This window comes from Kordiimonas laminariae (genome assembly GCF_023008165.1).
GTDB lineage: Bacteria > Pseudomonadota > Alphaproteobacteria > Sphingomonadales > Kordiimonadaceae > Kordiimonas > Kordiimonas laminariae.
On sequence record NZ_JAKQZA010000001.1, the window covers coordinates 346,106 to 366,515 of the forward strand.

Genomic DNA, 20,410 nt, shown 5'->3' on the forward strand with positions numbered 1-20,410 from the left:
CCCCCATTTCCCGTTACTGCGTGGGATTATACACTGCCAGTTCAGCTTACTTTATAGATTACCCAATCATCTCAATCAAAATCGGCCTTCTTTATATTCCCCTTCCAGCAGCTCTACAGTCTGTTGCATAGCTCCTTCCAGTTTTGCCTTTTTGTTCCGTAATTCTTTGATCTTTCTATTGCTATCAATAAGCCCGGTTTTAAATTCACCCGTACAGGCTTCATACCCATAAACAGCATCTTCCTTTTGCTTCAATAAAGAGCATGAGTGATACCACCCTTTTTTACAGGCCTTCTTCTCGCTTTTTGGGTACTGCTTTGCTTCCAGCTTGGTATTGGCTTCATGATATCTCTGGTTCATAATACGGATGCAGCGGTTTAAATTTCCCGTTTCCATTTCTTCCCATGTGGTACCGCCAATTGTATTGAACGGGAAATTAACGTTCATGTATATTTGGCGAAGTTCGATCTCTCTAAGTAGCTTTCCTTCAACATCTTGAAGCTTCCATTTCAACTCATTCGCATCTTTTTTAAATTTCGCCCTTGTTTTCAACCAGAAGGCCTTTGCGGTACTATACAGATCAAGCGCAGCGGTATACTTGGCATGTGAGTTATCGACCTTGGAAAAATAACTCTCAAGAGCAAGAAGCGCCGGGAATCCATTACTCTTTTCCACCCAGGTTTTAGCTTTATAAAAATCCATAACTGGCGGTAGTTCTATCCCTAAATTATCAAGCCGGCCGTAAAGAACTTTTTGCGCTTTCTGCCAGTCCCCCTTTTCAATCGCGGTTTCCAGTTCTCTGATCGCCAGATCAAGCTCCACTTCAGGCGGCAGTTGTGCTTGGGCACCCATTGGTGCAAGCATGAAAAGTAAAATCAGAGCGCAAAATTGATAGTTTTTTAAATGTGCTTTGGCCCGTTGAAGCAGCATAAATATATCCCCCGTTTAGTAGCTTTATCCACCTCACCTATCCCCAAAAAACATTCGCATCATTTTCCGTTACTGCGCAATATATTTTCTAATTTTGGCTATGGTTTAGCCGATTATTGGAATAAAACTTGAACAGAAGATGAATTTATTATTCAACATTAGGCAGTCAGTAGAATGGTAGCTTCGTGGCGTTTTAAAATGGGCTTCAATTATGGGGAATAAAATTGTGGGTATTTTGAATTCCGGCTTGCGCCGAGTGGCACTTATGACGTTGGCGCTTTCTACAGCTCTCCCGGCACAAGCCCAATATCCGTTCGAAACCACCGTAGAAAAAGAAGAAGAACGCTTTCAAGCGATCATCAAAAACCATTCCGGGAATGCGAGCTTTGAATTTATTCAAGGCGTTACCCTTGAAGTACAGTGGTGGGAGCTTCTTGGCGAACCAGTTAATTATTATAAACTCAAGTGGAACAGGGGAACGAACTTTCAGCTACCCAGTGGCACCACTTGGGATGATCTCTCAGAATACCCTGATCTTCTTCGCCGCTTTGATGCCATGAAGCCTCTGAGCTTTGAGTTTGAAATAGATTTTGAACTGAAAGACATGAAGCCAAATTGCGGCCCGACAATTATGGATACCGTTACCTTTGCCCGAGGCTCACGGTTTGTGAACAGCACAAAACATTTGCTTATTGGCAAGAACGGTGAAGTGCAATCAAGCCTCAGCCCCGGTAGCGGTTCGTGGGCTGATTTCGCCACATGGCTGAATGATGATACATATCCACCGGAAGTGGTTAAAAAAACCTTCGTTTGCGCAACAACCCTTACCCTTTATAAAATTAACACCCTGAAAGCAGAAATTCCTGAACGGGAAATTGCGGCTATTGATGCGGCCTATGCCAAACGCGAAAAAGAAAAAGAGCAAAAAGCCGAAGAAGAGAAAAAGAAAAAAGAAGACAAACTTAAAGATTTGGCTGCCCGCCTGAACGGCGAAAAGAAAGCACCAGCACCAGATAGCAGCGCAGACGGCATCACTGGCAGGCTTTTAAACGCAGAAAAGAAACTGGAAGCCCGGCTGGAAGCAGAACGCAAAGCCCGCGAGGAAGCAGAGCGCAGACGCCTTGAGGAGGAACGCCGCAGGCGGGAAGAAGAAGAGCGCCGCAAACGCGAAAGAGAGCAGCATATTAAGGACTGTACAGAATCTTATTACACAACATGGGATTACGGTAATAACAGATGCAAGAAACTGGAATTAGCCAAGGAACCCCACGCTGAATTTGGCACTAATTATGCCGCAGGCGGTGCCGGGGTACATGTGTTTGATTTTGACGGCCGCCCAAGAGCGGGGAGCCAACTTTATCTATCTTATAATATGAACAGTGTACCTGACAGAATTATCGTTATCTTTATTGATGGCGGGCAGGAAAATGTTGTTTACGATTCTGGTATGATAGGTGGGAGCTACGCGCGCATATTAAAGCCCTTCAAAGGTCAGAAGGTGAAAGTAATTTTAACTGGCAGTGAAAACGGCACCGCTTGGAATTTCTCAATCTCAGAACAATAACGAGAGCGAATTACGTCCCTCAATTTAACACTGGAAAAGCCAAGCTGGTTTCTATAAAGGAGGAAGTCCCAACTTTGTGGAAACAGGCAGGTTCTTCCAGCGTTCCAAATTAACAAAATCCGGACACCCTAAATCACCCGAATAACGTGCCAGCCTTGGCGCGCCTAACTGCTTTTTTTGAAGGAAAAACGGATGGACGGCATTCATAATCTGTGGCTTTTTATAGTATCTGGTTTGCTACTAAACATGCTGCCGGGGCCAGATTCACTGCTTATTATCGGTCGCAGCGCAAGTCAGGGGTTTAAGGCAGGTTCCGCTGCTGCACTCGGTATTGGTACAGGAACACTTATCCATATTTTCGCCGCTGCCTTCGGGCTTTCAGCCATTCTGGCAACATCAGCGACCGCATTTACCATCATCAAATATATCGGTGCTGCTTACCTGCTTTATATAGCGATTTCCATGCTGCGCACCAGCGGGGAAAATACGGAAACAGAGCGGAAATTCAGCACCAGCGTTGTCTATGGCCGCATTTTTAGGCAAGGTTTTCTAACCAATATTTTAAACCCGAAAATCGCGCTCTTTTTCCTTGCTTTCATGCCGCAGTTTATTGACCCCGCTGTTGAGGATAAAGCGCTTTCCTTCATCATTCTGGGGCTGATTTTTAACATCAACGGCATGCTGTGGTGCCACTTCCTTGCAGTGGTTTCAGCGTACACAGGGAAAAAAGTGAAACAGAATAAAAAAATCACCCAGTTCCTCACTTGGGGGGCGAGCGGGCTCTTTGGATATTTCGGTATTCGACTGGCGTTTGTTGATTAAAAAAAAGACAAGCTGGCCCGGAACACCAAGCCTGCCTCTTTTGGTTTTAAGGCGTTGGGGCGCCTTTCACATCTTTAATACGGCCTTCTTTGCTCATAATCACAAATACCACCTGTGCCGTTTCAGGGTGGCGTACCCGTACAATGATTTCTTTTTCAAGCTTCTGGTAGATGCTGGCATTCTCAGATTTAATTGCATTCCAAGCTTTGCCGAGTTTACCCACTTCAAAACCCATATCCTTGAACGTCATCTTACGCAGAGTGATTTCCGCGATTGATTTGGCTTTCTTATCCGAAATTTCACCGTGCCCATCATGCGCGAACGCAGTGAATGAGAGAGTGATTACCACCAAAAGGGCTGTGATAAATTTAGTCATCTTTTGTATCTTTCTTTTGAATTATTGCTTAAGGGCGTGAGAGCTATAATCGCCCTTCACAATCAACTGCACCTGAACAGGTGCATCCGTTTCATTCTTGAAATACCAACCGTGGGAACCAGCAAAAGGCGTTGTAAAACTACCCTTCATCTCGCTGGCGGTCGTGATGGTGAAACTTTCATAATAGCCTGTGGTATCGCCCTCCGGTTCACCGTGAAGATCATGGTAAAGAGCCGTGCCATCAGTCAGCCATTCATACTCAAGCTTGGCGTACTGGTTCATGATGAACTTATATTCGATGCCTTTGTTAGCGGGCACTGTGATAAGGATTGTTTCACGCTCACCTGTGGAAGCATTGTCAGCACTCACTGGCACCTCAGCAGGCTCGCTGAACACCGTTAAGCCAAGCTTGCCACCAATTCCGGTTGGATCGATATTATATTCTGCAGGTAGAATGATAATAAGAAGCGCCACCGCTGCTAGTAAAGCAGAGAAAATGGTTGCCTTCATGAGTGACTGTGTTGTCATATTTTCTTGCATGATCTTCTCCTTAAGAGACAGCAAAGCCGACAAGCTGGTATCCCATAAGCATGAAACCAGCGCTCATCAGCAGCGTATTAGTGGTGGTGGAAAACTTCAGGAAACTTTTATGCCTGCGCCAATAGCTGATGATCAGCAATATAAAGGCCAGAGCTGTGAACTGCCCCAACTCCACCCCGATATTGAAAGCAATCAGGTTGGTGAAAAGGCCATCCTGCGGCAGAGAAAATTCCTGAATTTTTGTGGCTAGCCCAAACCCGTGGAACAGGCCAAAGATCAGCACAGCGATTTTAGGATTAGGCGAATGCCCCAACAATCGCTTGAAACCACCAAGGTTATCAAAGCCCTTATAAACCACTGAAAGGCCAATTATGGCATCAATGATATGCGCATTCACGCCTACATCAGCGATTACACCAAAGAGCAACGTTAATGAGTGCCCAATGGTGAACATGCTTACGTAAAGGAGAATATCTTTCGGCCTGTACAGAAAGAAGATAACCCCCAAAAGGAACAGCAGATGATCATATCCTGTGACCATATGCTTCGCCCCGATATAGAGGAACGGAATAAACTGCACACCGGTGTTATTCTCGAGAAAGACCCGAGTTTTATCATCAACACCGTGTGCGAAAGCCATCTCCGGCACCATAAGAACAGCAAGCAAAACAAGCAGCCCCATATGCCCAAACGGCTTTAAAGAGTGTATAAATTTCATACTCACTCCATCACAAATATCCACACACACAGGAAAGCCCTGAGCATACGGAAATTCAAATATCCATGCAGCGTACCAACGCACACTGCGATCAAAAACATAACTGCCAGCCCGAGCCATGAAAGGACCAGCAAACCGCAAGGCGGCTATATCAAGGGAGGAGGAACTGGTGGCCCGTTATGAACCGAAACTATGCTGCCCTCTGGTATGGCTTCATAGACGGAAGCGTTCCTGAGCAATGAAATAAACTCTTCAAACTGGGGGAAGGTAAACACACTGAGAAGCGCGTGAAAGCCAGCATGTGCACTTATGCTTTCTTCTGTATCGTGGCCCATATCATCATGATGGTGATGATCATGCGATACCTGCTCTATCTCAGCGCGGGCGTGATGTTCCAGATGCTGATGATCGCCATCAAACACAGCTACATCCACAAAGCGGATGAATACCATGAGACTAAAAGCAAGAAGGCTCATCAATTTATAAAGGGAACTATCCATCACACTCTACGTTCAAGTATCACTGCATGTATTTATAATCCGAAAGCAAACCAGTGCAATGCCAGCAATCGCAATAATGTGATATAGCTTAAAACTGCGGGGGTAGCTCGTATTTTTGTAATTATCGCTACAAAATTAACATTCCCCTATTGCAGCTTCCCGTTTCTGCACCAATGTTATTGGCCTGTATGGAATAAAACTCTGAAGGATTTTGGATATGGCACAGGAACTTTCTGATTACACCCCCGATGAAGTCTGGACATGGAACCAGGGCAACGGTGGTAAATTCGCGAACATTAATCGCCCCATCTCTGGTGCAACAAAAGAGCAAGACCTCCCGAAAGGTGAGCATGACTTGCAGCTTTATTCACTTGCGACACCAAACGGTGTGAAGGTTACCGTGCTTCTTGAAGAACTACTGGAGCTTGGCAAGCTGGATGCAGATTATGACGCATGGCTTGTGAACATCTCTGAAGGTGATCAGTTCGGTTCAGGTTTTGTAGGTGTAAACCCAAATTCCAAAATCCCAGCACTTCTGGACCATTCAACAACACCGGCAACACGCGTGTTTGAAAGTGGTTCCATCCTTATGTATCTCGCGGAAAAGTTCGGTACCTTTATGCCCGAAGATCATAAAGCCCGCACAGAATGCATAAACTGGCTTATGTGGCAAATGGGTAGCGCACCGTACCTTGGTGGCGGCTTTGGTCATTTCTATGCCTATGCGCCTGTGAAAATTGAATATGCGGTTGATCGTTTCTCAATGGAAGTGAAGCGCCAGCTTGATGTGCTTGATAAGCATTTGGCAGACAACACCTATATGGCTGGTGATGAATATTCCATTGCTGATATGGCGATCTGGGCATGGTACGGCATTTTGGTAATGGGCAAGCTTTATGACGCTGCCAAATACCTTTCTGTACATGAATATACAAACGTGGTGCGCTGGGCAGAGGCAATTGCTGCCCGCCCTGCCGTGAAACGCGGTATCAAGGTAAACCGTGTGTGGGGCGATGAAGCGGATCAGCTTCCAAACCGCCACAGCCGTGAAGATTTTGAAAAGCTTGCGAAGGCAACAGCCGCAGAATAACCCCCTCGTGCCGCATCAATTCTACTGGTGCGGCACCGTCCTACCAAGGCTATTCAGCCTCGCCAACAATCTCTCTAAAATGGACCTCAGTCCAATCTTTGATTGCCTGAATAAGTGGCAATAAATCACGCCCCAAAGCTGTTAATTCATACTCCACCCTTAAAGGCATTTCGTCATAAATTTGGCGGGTGATTAATTTATCCTGTTCCAGATTCCTTAGCGTCTGAGTAAGCATTTTCTGCGAAACACCTTCAATCCTGCGCTTAAGCTCCCCAAATCTTACTGGTCCTCCTTCCAGAGCAACAATAGCCAACATGGTCCATTTTTCTGCAAGCCTAACAAGTACTTGCCTTGATGGGCAGCGCGCGACAAAAGCATCTGGCTGTGCATCAGCTGGAAAAATCTCCATAGTTACTCCTGGGTACCTAATTGATAATAGAAACTACACTACATACCTTCAGCCGTGAATTCAAACACGGAAGGAATGAGTTATGAAAATTGGTATTATTGGCGCAGGTAATGTTGGCTCCCGCCTCGCAGCCCTAATCAGCGCAGCAGGACATGAAGTGGTTGTAGGCAACCGGAATGGTGATACACCGATTGAAGCGGCAGTAAAACACGGCGATATTATCATTGTGGCTATTCATTATGCCGCTACTGTAGATGTACTCCCCAAGTATGCAGGTCAACTGGAAGGAAAAATTCTGGTGGATGCCACTAATCCACTGAATGAAGATTGGTCCCCCATGTTGCTTGGTGAAACATCATCCGCAGCAGAAGAAACTGCAAAACTGGTGCGGGGCGTAAAAGTAGTGAAAGCCTTCAATACAATCTTTGCAGATGTAATGACAGCAGAACACCAGAACAGGAACGGCAATCTTACCACTGCTTTTGTGGCATCAGATGATCAAGGCGCGATGGAGCAAGTGGCAAATCTAGCGGCAAGCATGGGCTTTGCCCCTGTTACCATCAATAAGCTTTCGGCTGCACGTTATCTGGAAGCTGTTGCACATCTGAACATTGAACTAGCGGTTGGCCAAAGCGGCGGAACAAACGCAGCCTTTATTTACCACTGCGGGTAAATAAACAGGGCCAGCTCCCCAAAGCTGGCCCCTCCCCTCGCTCGTGCTTATTCTTTTAATCTGCGATCGGTTCAACACTTTCATATTCAATCAAAATATTACCAGCCATTGGTGTGAACTGATTAACTTTGAAAGGAATACGCAAACCATTCACATCACGGTAATCACTGAATGTGGTTTCAAACGGGACTGGCCCTGTAAGCTGATTAACAACCCGGCCTCTTGCCCTTAGAACATCACCTGTTTGGGCATCCAGCATTATGCGCACGTCAGGCAAACCTTCTTTCTTCAGGCGAAGTGCCAGAACTTTACGCCCCTTATGCTCACGCTGCCCAACAACCAACACCTGATCATAATATGTTGCCCAATCAAGCCCCGCGAGTGGGTGATCACGTCTTATTTGCGTTTCATAAATCCCTGTCAGGTTTTGTTTATCACCAAGGTTATCCATGAATGCCTTTTCAGGATTTACAACGGTGTGAATTTGGCCGTAATCCCCAAAATCCACATGCTGTTCGAAGCTATCTTCGTTTGGAACGATATTTTCGAGAGTGCCGGAAACACCAGCCTGCTTCATGGTAAGTGTTCCCTTGAAACGGAACCCACCAGCTTTTTGGAAAGCCGCAACCTGCTCCTTAACTTTACGGAGTTTCGCAATGTCATCAACGGTAGGTAACTGTGGACCAGCTTCGGCCTTGTTTGCCCGAGTTGCTTCCAGCGCTTTCCGTTCACCACGGTAAATAGCCAGTTTTTCTACGGCCCCACTATCGCCCACTGTAAACTTTGCACTAAGCTGTGGATTAACCCGGAACTGACGGTGGCCTTTTTCATCAGGCAAATGAAGTTCATAAACCATTTCACCCGGCACATCGATCGCGAGCCTGTTATTCACGATTTGCGCTTTAATTGGCGCTGGCAGGCGGCCTGCCTCATAATCTCCAACAAACGGTTGAAGTGTTTCAATATCCACTTCCGCCTTAACAACCACACCCTTACGCGGCAGCTCAAAGGTCATGCCGTTCTGGTACATCTTCAGTTGGTTCGCCTTGCCGTTTTCGGCACCGTCAAATGAAACCGCAACCTGATTAGTAATCACAAAATAGCGTTTACCTTCTTCATCAGGCGCCTTCAGTTCAAACACCTGTTGGCCCGGAACATCAACAGCCAGACGGCCATTCTGTTCCTTCACCGTGAAGGTTGCATTATTGAACGGGCCAAAATTCGCCGTATATTCACCAATGAAAGTATCAAAGCTTTCGCTGGCACCATCCTCTGCTTCCTCGCCTAAAAGCGTGTCCCATACAAGCGGCATAGAACCTTGCTGCAAAGGGCTTGCGGTTACGTTTGCAAGCAGTACAAAACCCAGATTTTCTTCCGGCATCAAAGCAACCTGAGCCGCATATCCCAGAATATTGCCGCCGTGTTCAACAATCTTCTTGCCTTCCCATTCACGTAGGAACCAACCAAGGCCGTATGTTGCACCGCCGCCTACCTGTATCTGAGTATTCCACATTTCACCATACTGCGCATCGCTCAGCAGTTTTTCACCTTTAAAGGAGCCCTTATTCAGGTGGAAACGTACCCAGTTTGCCATATCAAGCACATTGGAGTGAATGCCGCCCGCTGCACCAATGTTATCTGTGTTTTTGCGCTCAAGCAGAGTGTAACTGCCCGTATCTTCATTCCAGCGGTATCCCTTGGCATGGGTCCCTACTTCATCAACACGCGCATCCCGCGATGTAGTGCTATCCATATCAAGCGGTTCAAGAATACGGGTTTCAAGAAGTGTATCCCAATCATGAGCGCCTACAGCTTTCGCAGATGCCATGCCAGTTGCCACATACATTACGTTGTTATAATTAAACTGCTTGCGGAATGGTGTGAGCGGTTCTGCATCAAGGGATTCCCGCATCATAGCTTCACGACCAACTTTACCGCTAGCCCACAAGATATCATTCCTTGAAATACCACTACGGTGGGAAAGCATATCCCGGATTGTCAGGTCACCCTCAGCATCTTTAAGCTGCGGTGTGAACCAAGGGATATACTTGGTTGCAGCATCATCCCACGTTAGCTTACCTTCATCCGCCAGCATGCCGACAAGAGTTGAAGTAAATGCTTTAGATGTAGAACCAATGCCAAACACCGTTTCTGGGGTTACGGCTGTGCCAGTTTCCAGATCACTTTTCCCGAAACCACGCGCCATGATGATTTTATCATCTTTAATGATGGCCACTGCCATACCGGGGATATGCAGTTCCTGACGTTTTTCTTCAAGCGCTTCAGCAAGCTTCTCAAGCCGTATATCAAAATTTACATCATCTGCCACTGAGGCGACGGTCATTAGGGCGGAAACTGCCACTCCCGTTAATGCACGGAGTATGGGCTGTTTTATATTGGTTTTCTTCATAAGCTGTCTCACAATCTTTCAAGGCCCACAAACAACTACAGGCCATTATTATCCTTGAAATCCTGCCCCTCTATTTCCACATTGGTTTAGGGAATTTATATCAGATTCTTGCGCAAAACGTTTGAAACAGGTTGTCTTGAAATGAGGTCACCATGAAACATGATAGCCATACAGCTTTTCTTGAAGCTGCGACCAATGTAGCCGAACATACTGGCAAAGGTGCAGACCTGCCAAAGGCTGCGCTTTGGTCAGTGGATAGAAACAGCATCAGTTATAAAAAAGACGGCTATCATACCCTCAGCCTTTATCTTAAAGGCGGCGAAAACAGTTACCGCCACGATCAGGCTTCAAACAAAGGGCAAGTGGGCAGGCTGTGTATCATGCCAAAAGGGCAGGAAACCAGTTGGGAAATTGTCGGGCCTATTAACTTTGCACATCTGTATATTTCCGATGAACAGTTGGATTTCTTCACCAGCCGCACGCTGGAACGGGATAGCAGGCTGATCAACCTTAAAGACACAGTTTATGAGCAAGACGAAATACTGCGCACTTTAATGCTAAAGCGCCTAAAGCTGGACCATGAAGGAGCAGCTACTAGTTTGCTGGCAAAAGAAGAAGCCACCAACGAAATTCTCTATAGGCTTACCACCAACCACTGCAGTGGTGCGGTTCAGGGTTCCACACTCAAAGGCGGACTTTCTTATATACAGTTGAAGAAGGTGATGGCTTTTGTTGATGAAAGCACATGTGCAACCCCAAGCCTTGAAGATATGGCTGAAGTTGTTGGTCTAAGCCCCTTTCATTTTGCTCGTATGTTCAAGAAAAGCTGTGGTCTTTCGCCCGCCAGTTTTGTTATGCGCCACCGCCTGGAAAAAGTGAAAGACCTTCTGGTAAATTCAGATAAATGTCTCGCATCCATCAGCGCAGTCACTGGCTTTGCTCAGCAAAGCCATATGACCGAACGTTTCAAACGCTATACAGGCACTACACCTGCAAGGTGGCGTAAGGGAGCCTAAGCCCCCTCTTCCACCGCAGCCAAAACAGATCTCTTATCCTTATATTTTCGCCATTCGAATGCAGACGCTGTAGCGAGCACAAGCATCATCATAGCACTTGCTTCAGGCCCGTACTCACCACCCGTTAGCCATCTCGGCTGGCCTTCAACAGCTTGCAGGTCTGCCACAATCGGCACCGTTCCCAGATCAATCCCCGTAGTTGCGAGGCCAAAACCCGTAATGAAAAACCAGTTCCAGCCAGCATGCCATGCACCAGCACGCCATACGGAACCATCATTCATCACCATCAAGCTTGGATATAGGGAAAACAGGAACATTCCGATAAAATAGATGCCCGTATCAAATGCTGTGATACTGGCAAAATCTACCCCCGGCAGATGAAGTAGGATAAAAAGCGCGGCGTTAACGGCGATACCAATTACCAAGCCGTATTGTTCGCTCAAACGGCCAAACAGCCACCCTCTGAATATCAATTCCTCTGTGCTTGACTGGATCATAAAACCGCTGAGCAGCAGTGTGACGATAACGATGCCTTCAAAACCGATCCGGCTATCAATCTCAAGCTCGTAGCCGCCCAATATATATACAAGCCCCACAATAGAGCCTGACATGAAAACGCCAAAAAACAGCCCTTTCAACACTTCACCAACTGGCTTGCCCTTCAGGCTTAAGCCCATGCCGGCCATACTCCGGCCTTCAAACAGTTTTACCCACAGGGTAAGGAGCAGCACCATTGCGCCAAAACCCGCAAAGAGCATGTAAAGAATTTCAGGGTAACTCTCCAGCCGCTCTTTCGGGATCAAACCAGTTTCTATAACCGGTACAAAAGCAATTGCCTGACCAAATCCGATAATTAGAAGCGCAAGAAGTGGTGTGATCCACGGCCAGCTTTTTCTTTTGAAGCTTAATTCCTGTGGAAAGAGAGGGTATTTTTCAAACATCGCTGTTGACCTTATTTTTTATTATATTCTCCTTGTTCTAGGCGACATACCCGATCCAGATATATCATAATCTTGCGCTAAAATGGTTTGCCCAACATTTTTGAATAGGCCCTTAAACTATGAGTGAATTGACTTCCCCGAAATCGGCCATAGTTTCATATGCATTCAAATAATCATGTGGGATATAATTATGTTCAGTCACATTATGCTCGGCGCGGATGATATGGAAAAATCGCGCAAATTCTATGATGCCATTATGGAAGTGCTTGGCCACAAACCAGGTGTGATGGATGACAAAGGTCGTTGTTTTTATATGGAAAAAACAGGCATTTTCTCTCTTAGCGTACCAATTAACGGCGAACCAGCATCTGGCGGTAACGGCAGCACGATTGGTTTCGTTGCAGAAAACCCTGAAACAATTGATAAGTGGCACGAAGTGGGCCTCGCAAACGGCGGTACAACACTTGAAGACCCTCCGGGTGTGCGTGAAGGCGCTGGCGGCAAGCTTTATCTTGCTTACCTTCGTGATCCAGGCGGCAACAAAATCTGCGCGCTACACAGACTGGCGTAAACGAAATCGGGCCTAGCATAACTGCGAGGCCCGTTTCAGAGATCGCGAAAGGCGAAACCTATCTCAGGTTTTCGCCTTTTTCTTTGAGGGCTTTAATCAGTTCGCTTCGCAATCAGCTGATCAAGACGTTCCTCTTCCACATCCAATTTAATTTGTACCCACAACGGCAAATGGTCAGACAATTCATAGGTAAAAGCAGCCTTATCCATATTTTTGTATGGTTTAAATGCTTTGTGATTGCCGCCATAAAAATCCAGCACGCCGCCATGTTCCGAAAAAACATTCTTCGTATATTTCGGGTGATGCAAAATCTGGTCATACCGCTTATTGCCCGCCAGATTTGTTCCGTAATCGGCTTCCAACAAACTTTTAGGCGCCTGCAAACCATATTGGGCCACAGCCTTATACATATCGTGGGTAAAGGAAGGGATATTGAAATCCCCGATGGCAATCACATCCCTATCCACCCTAAATTCATCTTTCTGGTACGTCTGGATATATTTTGCCAGCTGCTTTAACTCTTCTGTTCGCCCTGCATTGGTGCCCCACTGCAGGTGCACAGCAAGAAGCACAAAATCGAAATTTCCTGCCTTAAAAGAAGCCATATAAGGGTTACGCCACCAGTTGAACTTAGGCTCATAAACCCCTGTTGTTCTATTTTTCTTTCGCGGGGTATCCGGTTCGGCAGCAAGACCTGTGAAATCAGCGGCTCTACGGTCGTATACAAAAGCAATACGTTCCTTATTGCCTCCCCAATCCGTTATATAATCAGAGAAAACCACATCCCAGAACGGGCCCAAAAGATCGAGCACATATTTAAGTTCAGAGATATTTCGCCTTAGCTCTGTTACAGCAATAACATCAAACTGGTTGAATATCTCCGCAATACAGTGGAGCGAAAAGCGTTTGCGCTTCTTTTGCCCCCAATGACGGATATTCCATGTGGCGATATTCAGTGTTTCATCAAGCTTTGAACTTGGAATTTCAGCTCTGGCAATACGTTTTCTGAGCAGCTTGATACCTTCAAGTTCTGACAGGCTGAGTTTCGAATGGTCCATTTCCCATCTCCCCAAATAGAAAGGAAACTCCGAACAAATGCTAATTTTAGGTGAATAGTGCAATTAATAAAATATACGGTTCTCCATAAAGAACCAGTGAAATCTTTATCGTGCTTGAACTCTGAATAATGGCAGTTGATATGATGCTTTAGATTACGGCCTTTTCAATACCCATATGCACCATCACCAGAACTTTACTACCGCTCAAACAAAAAACAGGGTTAGCATATGTAATTATATAACATGCATGATGGAGGGGTGAACGTGTGTGATGAATTAACGGAAAAAGATGCAGAGCGTTTCCTTGCAAACCGCGACACTATAAACAGGCGAGATTTTGGCAAACTGGGCACAGCGGCACTCCTTACCGCAATGGTGCCAAAAGCCACATTCGCTGATGCTGTTACTGAAACAACTGTCCAGGTAACAATGCCTGATGGTATCGCAGATTGTTATTTCGTGCATCCATCCAGCGGCAAACACCCTGGCGTTCTTATGTGGCCTGATATCAAAGGATTACGTCCCGTCTATCAAGCTATGGCCAAACAACTGGCAGAAGCCGGATATTCCGTACTGCTGGTAAACCCATATTACCGCGATGCAAAAGCCCCTGTGGTGGACCCAAGCGCCAGCTTTAGCGATGACGGCATACTGGATTATTTAAGAGATCTGGCGTGGAAACTCACCCACGAAGTCGTCACTTCAGACGCAAAAGCCTATATCGATTTCCTTGATCAGCAGGCCAGTGTGGACCCTGAACGTAAGATCGGCACCATGGGTTACTGTATGGCTGGTGAACTTGTGGTGCTCACCGCTGCTGCCGTGCCGCACCGTGTTGGGGCCGTCGCTTCATTCCACGGCAGCCGCAGCATGGTAACAGAGGGGCCAAACAGCCCTCACCACCTCATATCAAAATCCTCAGCACCCGCCCTTCACGCGGTCGCAGAAAATGATGATGAAAGATCACCAGAAACCAAAGAAATCATAAGGGCAGCTTATAAAGCCGCTGGTATTCCCGCCGAAATTGAAGTCTATGAAGGCACCCTTCATGGTTGGTGCACACCGGATTTCCACGGATACCATAAAGAGCAAGCCGCCAAGGCATGGACCCGTCTTCTGCATCTGTTCAGCGAAACACTGACTTGAGGCGCCTCATATAGAGGTATAATAAAAAAACTTAAACGGTGGTCGGTACTGGGCTCGAACCAGCGACCTCTTCGATGTCAACAGAACACTTACGAGCTATATGAAGTTTATCCATATAGTCAAATAACCTGACATTATGATGTAGCCTCACCATCCTTGCGAACAAACAGTGAGGCTTTATTCATTAAATTAAGTATTGTACTGAATCTAGATCAGCAATTTCTAATCCAGCTAATGTTATCGAGCCATCACCTGTATCTATAACAACGCCATTATCGCTATCTGTAGCTGCGTTTATGATATCGTCTACATTGTCAAATACTGAAGATACTTGATTTAAGATAAGAATATCAGTTTCAACATCGAAATTGGTAATGGTATCGTCTCCGTGATTTCCTGAGAAAATAAATATATCAACTAAATCATTGCCTTGATAATTGGTGCTAGAACTATCAATATCAACAGTAATTGTCGCTACTTGATTAGCAGCATATGCGAAAGATACATCTGCAACGTCATGCACAACGCCCCCAGTTGTTGTGTAAGTGCTAACATTATGAACTATGTTACCTTCTACTTCCTGTTCGGTAGAAGTCAGGGTTAGGTCAATTGAAGTTATACCGGCTTCCTCTAATGTAACCAATTCACCTTCATCAGATACTCCATCTTGATTTAAATCTTGCCAGACATAGAACGATCCATATTCATCATCACCGACACCAAATACACCATCATCGTTAGTGTCAAATGCTCGTAGTCCTTCGAGGTCAGTTCTAGCGCCTTCAAGGTATGATACGAAGGAGATTTCACTTAATTCTGAGATAATCCCATCACCATTGACATCATACGCTAATAAGCCATCATCAGGGGCTACCCATCCAGTAAGATCCGGATCACCATCGCCATCAAAATCAAATCGCGCGGTAGAATTGAAAATTGATACCAATTCCACACCATCACCGTCCAAGTCCAAGGCTATGGGTCGTTCAAATATAATTTCTTCAACGCTGGTACTGCTTCCTGGTCTATTATTACCAGCAAAACCGCCGCCAATAACCCCGCCGCTTTCACTGCTGGAACCTATATCAACTCCCGCATCCTGATCGCCACCTTCCGCACCACTATTATTTTGCTCTTGCTGTTCCTGTTCTTCTTGTTGCCTACGTGCTACTTCTCTTTCACACTGCATTAAGGCGCCCCTAGTATCAAAATATGAATAACCAGCGAGACCTAAACCTATTACTGCTACACCAACACCAATAGGACCAGCGCTACCTGATGCAAACACTCCAACTTCGGCCGTTGCTAAACTTGCGGCAGCTAAGGCAAAGGCAACTTCTTCTTCATGACAGGGATTTTCAGGCATTATTACTTCCCTTTTCCTTTTCTTTCTTCCTTCTTTCACGGATCATACTGATGTTAATAGCAAGCGATAAAAGAACGGTGATAAACACAATATAGGAAGAATAGCGTGATAAATCTGATGGAAAAAAGGTCAGATATAAAAACAAAATCAATCCCACAACAAAAAATAAAATCAGAACTAAGCAGAACGAATTTATGTGGTTTTTTTCTAAGTAACCCATGTCTTATTCCTTCCCTTAATGCATAAAAAAGTTTATGCAAAACAACCAATAACAATCTATAATTGCAGATGTAAAGATGATACTTTAACGCGATTATCACAAGCTAGTGAGGTGTTTTACATCAACAGTAGTCAAGTGGCCATTTAGCCTACTAAAATCACCGATTTGCGCCCGGATTTAAAATCCAATAAAGCAACATAAAAATAATAAAATACTTATTTTTCAATGGTTTAAATGGTGGTCGGTACTGGGCTCGAACCAGCGACCTCTTCGATGTCAACGAAACGCTCTACCAACTGAGCTAACCGACCTGATATCATGGTGAGAGCCGCATCTGATAGCGCGGCTTTCTTTTTGTATAATTCCCAGTCACTTTGGGCGCAAGTCTCTTTTATTTTTCACATGCTTAGCTTGGGGATGACAGAACAGGGAAAAACAAGTAGCCTGAAGCCATGACAGTTTCACCGCAACATCCGGCCTTTGTTCTTATACCGCCTGAAGACCAGCACACGGCTTTTGTGTTCGCAGCGCCCCACAGTGGGCGGCTGTATCCTGAAAGCTTTCGTGCACGGTCCATTCTTTCTGATGCAGAACTGAGGCAATCAGAAGATGCGTTTGTTGATGAACTGTTCAGTTGGGTGCCAAAGAAAGGCGCTTGCCTTCTCGCGGCCACACATGCGCGTGCTTATCTGGATTTGAACCGCGCGGCAGGTGAGCTGGACCCAAATCTGTTTTCGCCTCCGCTTGACCCCAGTAGGCTGGATATCAGCCACCGGGTACGCTCAGGATTAGGGATCATTCCCTCCATCGTGGCAGAAGGTGCTTATATTTATAAGGAACCACTGCCAGCCCGCGAGGCAGAAAAGCGTGTGAAAGAAATCCACGCGCCCTATCACGGCAAACTTCACGAACTTCTGGATAACAGGCGCAAGCGGTTTGGCAGTGCGTTTCTGATTGATTGTCATTCAATGCCTTCGGAAACGAGCGCGATTACAGGCAAATCAAAACACCCGGATATTATTCTGGGGGACAGCTGGGGAAGTGCCTGTGCGGCACAGCTTACAGCAACAGCAGAAGAAGCCCTTCTGGATGCCGGTTTCCATGTGCGGCGCAATGTGCCCTATTCAGGCGGGTATTCCACCCAGCATTACGGTAACCCGAACGCGCGGCTCCATGCGCTGCAGATTGAAATCAACCGCTCCCTTTACATGAATGAGCGTACCTATGAAAAATTACCTCAGTTTGAAGGGGTAAAAGCAGCGCTTGAAAAAGCAATGTCGCAGGTGGTAACAGCCTTTTCAGCTTCCATTTCTTCAGCGTCAGGACCCAACCTGAAAAATGCCGCGGAATAAGCTGCGCCACCCTAAGTTTCACCCAAAAAGCAATAAACAATTAGTGCTCTAGCGACACCGTGCACCCTATCACACTTTTTTAGTGTATGTTTTCCACCAAAAATAAATACACGCGCAAAAAAAAGGCCACGCAATGCGTGGCCCAGGCTCAGGGAGGAAACGCCCACGGAGGGCATTAGCGGTATTACCCGCTGACTACTAAGGTAATGTCTTTAAACCTTAATTCCAAGTAGAGGATATGTCACAGAAGCTTGATTTTTCGTTAACATAAGGCAAGCACCTGTTTTACATGTGTTTTTTTGAACACAGTTTTTGAATATTTTTTTTGTACATCTCTATTTTTCCTGCAAAAGAGGCTTTTCAATCACGAAAATGCGATCCGAATCACTTCCACCACCCACAAATCACGCACCTAAACCCTTCTATCCCTTCAAAAAACCGTCATACCTCCGACACAAGTCTGTCACTCTGCGGCCATAAAAAGGCAGACATGAAGAAAGACCTGAGCAATTTGATGCACACGGCCTTTAAGAATGCACCTATGGCATTCGCCGCTGTTGCAAGCGAGATGAACAGCGCACCCGCTGCTTCATTAGAAACCTCTCCAGTGATCGCCAGAGACTTACATACTGGCCCTGATCACGGAGGCTCCGAAAGCAATCGCAGCTCCCATAGCGCCGATACATCTAGTTACCAACAGGATAAGAAAAAAAGCCGTCATTATCGAGCGGTCTTTATTTCCGATACTCACTTAGGCACTCGTGCGGCGAGAGTGGATCTGCTTCTTGATTTTCTGAAGAACATCACCTGTGATCAGCTCTATCTGGTGGGGGATATTGTAGATGGTTGGCAAATCAAACGTTCCTGGTTCTGGGATACCACCCATAATGATGTAATCCGCCGCGTGTTGAAAATGGCCAAACATGGTACAAAGGTGGTGTATATCCCCGGCAACCATGATGAAGGCCTGCGGGGTTTTGAAGGCCATGATCTGGCTGGGGTTTCATTGGAGCCGGAAATAATTTTCGAAGGTGCTAACGGCAAGCGGTACTGGGTACTGCATGGTGACCAGTTTGACGGCGTGATGAAATATGCCAAATGGCTCGCCCATCTTGGTGATCATGCCTATGTACTGCTTCTCAAGCTCAACACTACAGTAAACTGGATCAGGAAAAAGCTGGGTTATGATTATTGGTCTCTCTCTGCCTACCTGAAACATAAAGTAAAAAACGCCGTTGAATATATCGGCCAATATGAAGAAGCCGTTGCTGCAGAAACCCGCAGACGTGGTTTGGACGGTGTAATTTGCGGCCATATCCACCACGCGGAAATCCAGAATTTTGATGGCATCGAATATATGAATGATGGCGACTGGGTGGAAAGCTGCACAGCGCTTGTGGAACACGAAAACGGTAAGTTCGAAATACTCTACTGGGCCGATATTGTTGCCGCCCGGGACGAAAATAAACCCAAGCGAAAACGCCGAGATAAAAACAAAGATAAAGGCTCTTCCCCCACACCAGTTCCTGCCGAATAACTCTGGAAGAATTGAGCTCATTATGACAGACCGCCCTTTACGCATTTGCATCGTAACTGATGCGTGGCACCCACAGGTAAACGGTGTTGTTCGCACCCTCGATAGCCTCAGAAAAGAACTGAAATCCATGGGGCACCGGGTTTATATGCTAACCCCCAAGATGTTTAAAACCATGCCCTGCCCCACTTATCCGGAAATCAGACTAGCGTGGAATACAGTGGGCAGATTACCTGCTATCATGAAGCGCTGGCAGGTGGATGCCGTACATATCGCAACAGAAGGCCCGCTTGGTTGGGCAGCTCGCAAGTGGTGCATTAAGAACAATCAAGCTTTCACCACCGCTTACCATACAGCTTTCCCTGAATATATTGCGGCGCGCACCATCTTTTCCGAAAACCTGTTCTACCCTATGTTCCGCCGTTTTCATGCACCAAGCGCTGGCGTGCTTGTAGCCACGCCAACGGTAAGGCAACTATTGAGAGACAAGGGATTTAAAAACATCGTTCCCTGGACACGGGGCGTAGATACCAATGTGTTCCATCCGCACAAGCCAGCTGAAAAGGTCGGTGCCCCCGTACAGCTTTATGTTGGCCGTGTGGCGGTTGAAAAAAATATTGAGGCCTTCCTTGCTTGTAAAACTCCCGGTAAGAAAATTGTAGTGGGTGATGGCCCCGCTATTGATAAGCTCAAAGAACAATATCCGGCCGTTGAATTTTTAGGTGCCAAGTTTGGTGATGAATTAGCCAAAGCCTATGCATCTGCTGATGTTTTTGTCTTCCCCAGTAAAACGGATACTTTCGGCCTGGTGATGATTGAAGCTCTTGCATCTGGCACACCCGTGGCTGCCTATCCGGTTCAAGGACCTCTTGATGTTCTTGGCGCAGACGGCAAAGGCCCCTTCAGTGATTGGCATACGCAAATTGCAGCCTTAAGCGAGAATCTTGATTCTGCAATCAAAGAAGCGCTGAAGCTAGAACGGAAGGCTTGTGCTGAATTTGCCCAGCTCTACAACTGGGAAACGGTGGCGGAACAATTTATCAGTGCATTATCGATCCAACCAAGGTAGCGGAAATCGCTGAACACCATTTTTTTCAACAAGTTAGGTGTGTAAAAAGGTAGCACTCTATACCGCGCTGTACATAAGTTATAGACACAACACACAGGAAGTGTA

Annotated in this window: 20 protein-coding genes and 1 tRNA gene; 10 read left to right on the plus strand and 11 right to left on the minus strand. The window is 46.2% G+C overall.

Features of this window, described 5'->3' with window-relative positions:
- Positions 1-75: 75 nt before the first annotated feature.
- Positions 76-930, minus strand: coding sequence for a hypothetical protein (locus MF542_RS01640; protein WP_247015270.1), 855 nt, complete (start codon positions 928-930; stop codon positions 76-78).
- Positions 931-1,141: 211 nt separating this feature from the next.
- Here MF542_RS01640 and MF542_RS01645 point away from each other — a divergent pair, with 211 nt between their 5' ends.
- Positions 1,142-2,494 carry a hypothetical protein gene (locus MF542_RS01645; RefSeq protein WP_247015272.1) on the plus strand — a complete coding sequence of 451 codons (1,353 nt, stop codon included), beginning with the start codon at positions 1,142-1,144 and terminating at the stop codon, positions 2,492-2,494.
- 192 nt (positions 2,495-2,686) lie between these two features.
- The gene (locus MF542_RS01650; protein ID WP_247015274.1) at positions 2,687-3,316 is read left to right on the plus strand and encodes a LysE family translocator; all 630 of its coding nucleotides are present in this window, start codon (positions 2,687-2,689) and stop codon (positions 3,314-3,316) included.
- A 46-nt stretch (positions 3,317-3,362) separates the two neighbouring features.
- On the opposite strand, the gene MF542_RS01655 is transcribed toward MF542_RS01650, so the two are convergent.
- The 4 genes from MF542_RS01655 to MF542_RS01670 all read right to left on the minus strand — a co-directional run bounded on the left by MF542_RS01655 (position 3,363) and on the right by MF542_RS01670 (position 5,450).
- Entirely contained in the window at positions 3,363-3,692 is a 330-nt protein-coding gene (locus tag MF542_RS01655) for a DUF6488 family protein (RefSeq protein ID WP_247015276.1), read from the minus strand.
- A 21-nt stretch (positions 3,693-3,713) separates the two neighbouring features.
- Positions 3,714-4,232: a hypothetical protein gene (locus MF542_RS01660; protein WP_247015278.1), complete on the minus strand. Its 519-nt coding sequence runs from the start codon at positions 4,230-4,232 to the stop codon at positions 3,714-3,716.
- A gap of 10 nt (positions 4,233-4,242) precedes the next feature.
- Positions 4,243-4,914, minus strand: coding sequence for a HupE/UreJ family protein (locus tag MF542_RS01665; protein ID WP_343264826.1), 672 nt, complete (start codon positions 4,912-4,914; stop codon positions 4,243-4,245).
- Positions 4,915-5,096: 182 nt separating this feature from the next.
- Entirely contained in the window at positions 5,097-5,450 is a 354-nt protein-coding gene (locus MF542_RS01670; RefSeq protein WP_247015282.1) for a hypothetical protein, read from the minus strand.
- Between the two features lie 217 nt (positions 5,451-5,667).
- On the opposite strand from MF542_RS01670, the gene yghU reads away from it, so the two are divergent.
- Positions 5,668-6,540 (plus strand): glutathione-dependent disulfide-bond oxidoreductase, encoded by an 873-nt coding sequence (yghU, locus tag MF542_RS01675; RefSeq protein WP_247015284.1) that lies wholly within the window; start codon positions 5,668-5,670, stop codon positions 6,538-6,540.
- 49 nt (positions 6,541-6,589) lie between these two features.
- Here yghU and MF542_RS01680 read toward each other — a convergent pair whose 3' ends face one another.
- Complete coding sequence (locus tag MF542_RS01680; protein ID WP_247015286.1) at positions 6,590-6,949, minus strand: winged helix-turn-helix transcriptional regulator; 360 nt, start codon at positions 6,947-6,949, stop codon at positions 6,590-6,592.
- 82 nt (positions 6,950-7,031) lie between these two features.
- On the opposite strand from MF542_RS01680, the gene MF542_RS01685 reads away from it, so the two are divergent.
- Positions 7,032-7,622: an NADPH-dependent F420 reductase gene (locus MF542_RS01685; RefSeq protein WP_247015288.1), complete on the plus strand. Its 591-nt coding sequence runs from the start codon at positions 7,032-7,034 to the stop codon at positions 7,620-7,622.
- Between the two features lie 55 nt (positions 7,623-7,677).
- Here MF542_RS01685 and MF542_RS01690 read toward each other — a convergent pair whose 3' ends face one another.
- On the minus strand, positions 7,678-10,032 hold the full coding sequence (locus tag MF542_RS01690; protein ID WP_247015290.1) for a serine hydrolase domain-containing protein: 2,355 nt from the start codon (positions 10,030-10,032) through the stop codon (positions 7,678-7,680).
- 152 nt (positions 10,033-10,184) lie between these two features.
- Here MF542_RS01690 and MF542_RS01695 point away from each other — a divergent pair, with 152 nt between their 5' ends.
- Entirely contained in the window at positions 10,185-11,048 is an 864-nt protein-coding gene (locus MF542_RS01695) for a helix-turn-helix domain-containing protein (protein WP_247015292.1), read from the plus strand.
- Here the strand turns inward: MF542_RS01695 and MF542_RS01700 are convergent.
- Positions 11,045-11,989 (minus strand): CPBP family intramembrane glutamic endopeptidase, encoded by a 945-nt coding sequence (locus tag MF542_RS01700; protein WP_247015295.1) that lies wholly within the window; start codon positions 11,987-11,989, stop codon positions 11,045-11,047. The two genes, MF542_RS01695 and MF542_RS01700, sit on opposite strands and share 4 nt — an antisense overlap.
- 190 nt (positions 11,990-12,179) lie before the next feature.
- On the opposite strand from MF542_RS01700, the gene MF542_RS01705 reads away from it, so the two are divergent.
- Positions 12,180-12,560, plus strand: coding sequence for a VOC family protein (locus tag MF542_RS01705; protein ID WP_247015297.1), 381 nt, complete (start codon positions 12,180-12,182; stop codon positions 12,558-12,560).
- Between the two features lie 92 nt (positions 12,561-12,652).
- Here the strand turns inward: MF542_RS01705 and MF542_RS01710 are convergent, their stop codons facing one another.
- Positions 12,653-13,618, minus strand: coding sequence for an endonuclease/exonuclease/phosphatase family protein (locus MF542_RS01710; protein ID WP_247015299.1), 966 nt, complete (start codon positions 13,616-13,618; stop codon positions 12,653-12,655).
- Between the two features lie 264 nt (positions 13,619-13,882).
- Here MF542_RS01710 and MF542_RS01715 point away from each other — a divergent pair, with 264 nt between their 5' ends.
- Positions 13,883-14,764 (plus strand): dienelactone hydrolase family protein, encoded by an 882-nt coding sequence (locus tag MF542_RS01715; protein WP_247015301.1) that lies wholly within the window; start codon positions 13,883-13,885, stop codon positions 14,762-14,764.
- 184 nt (positions 14,765-14,948) lie between these two features.
- On the opposite strand, the gene MF542_RS01720 is transcribed toward MF542_RS01715, so the two are convergent.
- Both MF542_RS01720 and MF542_RS01725 read right to left on the minus strand, forming a co-directional pair.
- Positions 14,949-16,130 carry a hypothetical protein gene (locus tag MF542_RS01720; RefSeq protein ID WP_247015303.1) on the minus strand — a complete coding sequence of 394 codons (1,182 nt, stop codon included), beginning with the start codon at positions 16,128-16,130 and terminating at the stop codon, positions 14,949-14,951.
- Positions 16,131-16,585: 455 nt separating this feature from the next.
- Positions 16,586-16,661: transfer RNA gene (locus MF542_RS01725), tRNA-Val, on the minus strand.
- A gap of 141 nt (positions 16,662-16,802) precedes the next feature.
- On the opposite strand from MF542_RS01725, the gene MF542_RS01730 reads away from it, so the two are divergent.
- From MF542_RS01730 to MF542_RS01740, 3 genes are all read left to right on the plus strand, one after another.
- Positions 16,803-17,702: an N-formylglutamate amidohydrolase gene (locus MF542_RS01730; protein ID WP_247015306.1), complete on the plus strand. Its 900-nt coding sequence runs from the start codon at positions 16,803-16,805 to the stop codon at positions 17,700-17,702.
- Positions 17,703-18,192: 490 nt separating this feature from the next.
- Complete coding sequence (locus MF542_RS01735) at positions 18,193-19,239, plus strand: UDP-2,3-diacylglucosamine diphosphatase (protein ID WP_247015308.1); 1,047 nt, start codon at positions 18,193-18,195, stop codon at positions 19,237-19,239.
- A 22-nt stretch (positions 19,240-19,261) separates the two neighbouring features.
- Positions 19,262-20,305 carry a glycosyltransferase family 4 protein gene (locus MF542_RS01740; RefSeq protein ID WP_247015309.1) on the plus strand — a complete coding sequence of 348 codons (1,044 nt, stop codon included), beginning with the start codon at positions 19,262-19,264 and terminating at the stop codon, positions 20,303-20,305.
- Positions 20,306-20,410: the final 105 nt, after the last annotated feature.